The following is a 4,368-nucleotide window of genomic DNA, read 5'->3' on the forward strand; positions in this document are numbered from 1 at the left end:
TCCCGGTGGGGGTGGACCGGCTCACGCGGCGGGCCGGCGCCGCCGGACGCGGGGTCCCCCGCGGGGGACCCGGCTTCTGTGCGGTCGCGGCGGGGCGGTCAGCCCTCTTCGCCGCCCTCGGCCTTCTCCTCCGGGGAGGCCAGGCCGAACTGCTCGACGATCCACTTGTCGAACTCGATGGAGGCGCGGACCCAGCTCACCGTGGAGGACACGAAGTGCTCCAGGGCGACGCCGGTGCCGATCAGCATCTGCGCCTCACCGATGAGACGGAGGGTGGCGGAGCCGTCCTCCTCCTCGTGCAGGTGGGTGTAGACCTTGGGCCACAGGGTGCGGCGGTTCCAGTCGTCGATCGCGTCGAGGACCTTGACCCGGTCGTCGGCGGAGTGCGGACGGTCGTAGAACGTGCGCACCGAGAACACCTGCTGCTCCGCCTCGCCGCGGAACATGAAGTACGTGCGGAAGTCCTCCCACGGCGCCGCGAGGTCACCCTCGTCGTCGACGACGTACTTCAGCTCCATCTGCTCCAGGAGCTGCTTCACGAGGTCCTGGTCGGGGACGACGGGGCCCGCCGGTCCTGCCTGCGGCTGGGGCTGTCCCCCGAAATTCGGAATCGAGGACGGGTCGATGCTCACCGTGTATTTCCCTTCGTACGGATGTTGCCATCCTCCCCCATCCCGGCCCGTCCGTGGCAAGCCCCGCCGGGACGGATCCGCTGCGGGCTGACATGATCTCCGCCCATGGGGGACGAGAAGAAGCCGTATCGCCGGTGGGTCTGGGTCCTGGCGCTGATCGCGACGGTCTGCGCGGTGCCGCTCGCCTTCCTCGTCTGGGGGGCGTACTCCTTCAGCGAGGCGGGCCGGGCGCAGGACGTGGACTGCGGGGAGGCGATGGAGTTCGCCCGGGGCCGGCTCCCGGAGGGCGCCGCGGACGCCCGCTGCACCGCCCAGCACTGGCAGGACACCCTGGTCACGGTGGACTTCCGGATGCCGCGCACCGGGGCGGCCCCCTGGCTGGAGGCCGCCTACCCGGCGGGCGGGACGCCGGAGACCTGCGCGGAGGACCTGTGCTGGACGGCCGACTTCGGCCAGGACCACTTCGTCCGTGTCGAGGTGGTGTACGAGGGCACCACGGCCCTCGTCCACCTCACCGCCTTCGACACCTGACCCCTACTCGGCCCTGCCGACGATCAGGTCGTCCTCGAAGCGGTCCACCCGGACGGTGTCGCCGTCGCGGACCTCGCCGGCCAGGATCTCCTTGGCCAGCCGGTCGCCGATGGCCGTCTGGATGAGGCGGCGCAGCGGCCGGGCGCCGTACGCCGGGTCGTTGCCCTCCTCGGCCAGCCACTCCAGGGCCTCCGGGGTGACGTCCAGGGTGAGCCGGCGGTCGGCGAGCCGCTTGGCGAGCCGGTCGATCTGCAGGCGCGCGATGCGGCCCAGCTCGGCCCGGTCGAGGGCGGAGAAGACCACCAGGTCGTCCAGGCGGTTCAGGAACTCGGGCTTGAAGCTGGCCCGGACGACCTCCAGGACCTGCTGCTTCTTCTCCTCGGCCGAGGTCAGGGGCTCGACGAGGTACTGGCTGCCCAGGTTCGACGTCAGGATCAGGATCGTGTTGCGGAAGTCGACCGTGCGGCCCTGGCCGTCGGTGAGCCGGCCGTCGTCGAGGACCTGGAGCAGGATGTCGAAGACCTCCGGGTGCGCCTTCTCCACCTCGTCGAGGAGGACGACGCTGTACGGGCGGCGGCGGACGGCCTCGGTGAGCTGGCCGCCCTCCTCGTAGCCGACGTAGCCGGGAGGCGCGCCGACCAGCCGGGCGACGCTGTGCTTCTCGGAGTACTCCGACATGTCGATGCGGACCATGGCCCGCTCGTCGTCGAACAGGAAGTCGGCGAGCGCCTTCGCCAGCTCGGTCTTGCCGACGCCGGTGGGGCCGAGGAAGAGGAAGGAGCCGGTGGGCCGGTCGGGGTCGGCGATCCCGGCGCGGGTGCGGCGCACCGCGTCGGAGACGGCCCGGACGGCCTCGGACTGGCCGATGAGCCGGCGGCCCAGCTCGTCCTCCATGCGGAGCAGCTTCTGGGTCTCGCCCTCCAGGAGGCGGCCGGCCGGGATGCCGGTCCAGGCGCCGACGACGTCGGCGATGTCGTCGGGTCCGACCTCCTCCTTGACCATGGTGTCCTTCTGGACCTCGCGCTCGGCCTCGGTGGCCTCCGCGAGCTCGCGCTCCAGGGTCGGGATCTCGCCGTAGAGCAGCTTGGAGGCGGTGTCGAAGTCGCCGTCGCGCTGGGCGCGCTCGGCGCGGCCGCGGGTCTCGTCGAGCCGTTCCTTCAGCTCGCCGACCCGGTTGAGGGACTGCTTCTCCTTCTCCCAGCGGGCGGTGAGGCCGCGCAGCTCCTCCTCGCGGTCGGCGAGGTCGCGGCGGAGCTTCTCCAGGCGCTGGACGCTGGCCGGGTCGGTCTCCTTGGCGAGCGCCAGCTCCTCCATGCGGAGCCGGTCGACGGAGCGCTGGAGCTCGTCGATCTCGACCGGGGAGGAGTCGATCTCCATGCGGAGCCGGGAGGCGGCCTCGTCGACGAGGTCGATGGCCTTGTCGGGGAGGAAGCGGGAGGTGATGTACCGGTCGGACAGGGTCGCGGCGGCCACCAGCGCGGAGTCGTTGATCTGCACCTTGTGGTGGGCCTCGTACCGGCCCTTGAGGCCGCGCAGGATGGCGACGGTGTCCTCGACGGACGGCTCGGCGACCAGGACCTGCTGGAAGCGGCGCTCCAGGGCCGGGTCCTTCTCGATCCGCTCGCGGTACTCGTCGAGGGTGGTCGCGCCGACCATGCGGAGCTCGCCGCGGGCCAGCATCGGCTTCAGCATGTTGCCGGCGTCCATGGCGGAGTCGCCGCCGGCGCCCGCGCCGACGACCGTGTGCAGCTCGTCGATGAAGGTGATGATCTGGCCGTCGCTCTCCTTGATCTCGGAGAGGACGGTCTTCAGCCGCTCCTCGAACTCGCCGCGGTACTTGGCGCCGGCGACCATCGCGCCGAGGTCCAGGGAGACCAGCCGCTTGTTCCGCAGCGACTCGGGGACGTCGCCCTTCACGATCCGCTGGGCGAGGCCCTCGACGACGGCGGTCTTGCCGACGCCGGGCTCGCCGATGAGGACCGGGTTGTTCTTGGTGCGCCGGGAGAGGACCTGGACGACCCGCCGGATCTCGTGGTCGCGGCCGATCACCGGGTCGAGCTTGCCCTCGCGGGCGGCGGCGGTGAAGTCGGTGCCGAACTTCTCCAGGGCCTTGTACGAGCCCTCCGGGTCGGCGGTGGTCACGCGGCGGCCTCCCCGGGCCTTCTCGAAGGCGTCCTGGAGCCGACGGGCGGTGGCGCCCTGCTGGTCGAGGACCTGGCCGGCCTGTCCGCCCTGGGCGGCGAGGCCGATGAGCAGGTGCTCCGTGGACAGGAACTCGTCGCCGAGCTTCTTGGCGCGGTCGGCCGCGTCGGCGATGACGGCGAGCAGCTCGCGGTTGGGCTGCGGCGGGGCGACGGTCGAGCCGGTCACGCTGGGCAGGGCGGCGAGCAGCCGCTCCGCGCCGGCGCGGACGGCGGCCTGGTCGGCGTCGACGGCGGCGAGCAGGTCGGTGATGTTCTCGTTGTCCTGACCGGCCAGCAGCGCGAGAAGAAGATGTGCGGGGGTCAGGTCGGCGTGCCCCTGGGACACGGCGCGGCTGCTCGCCGCGTTCAGCGCGTCCCGGCTCCTGTTGGTCAGTTCTGCGTCCACGTGCGGGGTCTCCTCCTGGTGCGGTCGTTCTCCACGTTCTCTGACTCATACAGCGTACATAAAGTTGAGTCTATTCCGCTCAAGGTATCGGAGGCGGGACGCACGGAGGTAGTTTCCGGGCATGGCGACTGACCCGAGGAACCCCACGGACTCGTATCTCGCGTTCTGGCGCGAGTACCACATGTGCACGCTGACCACCCCGCGCCCGGACGGCACGCCGCACGTGGTGGCGGTGGGCGTCACGTACGACCCCGAGGGCGGGTACGCGCGCGTGATCACCAACAAGCACAGCCGGAAGGTGGCCAACGTCCTCGCGGCCGGCGCGGACGGGGCCCGGGTCGCGGTCTGCCAGGTCGACAAGGGGCGCTGGGCCACCCTGGAGGGCGTCGCCCGCGTCCGCACGGAGGCGGAGGTCGTCGCCGACGCGGTGGCGCGCTACGCGGACCGCTACGGCCGCGTGCCGACGCCCAACCCGGACCGGGTCGTCATCGAGATCGCCCTCACCCGGGCGATGGGCCGCGCCTGAGCGCGGAACGGGAAAAGCACAACGGCGCCATCGCGTTTCAGGTCCGCGATGGCGCCGGGGGGGGGGGGTAGCACCAGAGCGAACTACAAA

4 protein-coding genes are annotated in these 4,368 nt (G+C 71.6%); 2 read left to right on the top strand and 2 right to left on the bottom strand.

Annotated features, from left to right (window positions below; genetic code table 11):
- Nucleotides 1-98: 98 nt before the first annotated feature.
- Nucleotides 99-632, bottom strand: coding sequence for a YbjN domain-containing protein (locus tag ACFW1I_RS05210; RefSeq protein ID WP_384666204.1), 534 nt, complete (start codon nt 630-632; stop codon nt 99-101).
- 105 nt (nt 633-737) lie between these two features.
- Between ACFW1I_RS05210 and ACFW1I_RS05215 the strand changes: the two genes are divergently transcribed.
- Nucleotides 738-1,163 (top strand): hypothetical protein, encoded by a 426-nt coding sequence (locus tag ACFW1I_RS05215; protein ID WP_384666206.1) that lies wholly within the window; start codon nt 738-740, stop codon nt 1,161-1,163.
- A 3-nt stretch (nt 1,164-1,166) separates the two neighbouring features.
- Here the strand turns inward: ACFW1I_RS05215 and clpB are convergent, their stop codons facing one another.
- Nucleotides 1,167-3,752, bottom strand: a complete 2,586-nt coding sequence (clpB, locus tag ACFW1I_RS05220) for an ATP-dependent chaperone ClpB (protein ID WP_384666208.1) — start codon at nt 3,750-3,752, stop codon at nt 1,167-1,169.
- 121 nt (nt 3,753-3,873) lie between these two features.
- Here clpB and ACFW1I_RS05225 point away from each other — a divergent pair, with 121 nt between their 5' ends.
- Nucleotides 3,874-4,278, top strand: coding sequence for a pyridoxamine 5'-phosphate oxidase family protein (locus tag ACFW1I_RS05225; RefSeq protein WP_384666209.1), 405 nt, complete (start codon nt 3,874-3,876; stop codon nt 4,276-4,278).
- Nucleotides 4,279-4,368: the final 90 nt, after the last annotated feature.

This window comes from Streptomyces sp. NPDC058955 (assembly GCF_042741435.1).
GTDB lineage: Bacteria > Actinomycetota > Actinomycetes > Streptomycetales > Streptomycetaceae > Streptomyces.

Coding starts and splice junctions, on each gene's coding strand:
- ACFW1I_RS05215 (WP_384666206.1), top strand. CDS start 738: ATGGGGGACGAGAAGAAGCCGTATCGCCGGTGGGTCTGGGTCCTGGCG.
- ACFW1I_RS05225 (WP_384666209.1), top strand. CDS start 3,874: ATGGCGACTGACCCGAGGAACCCCACGGACTCGTATCTCGCGTTCTGG.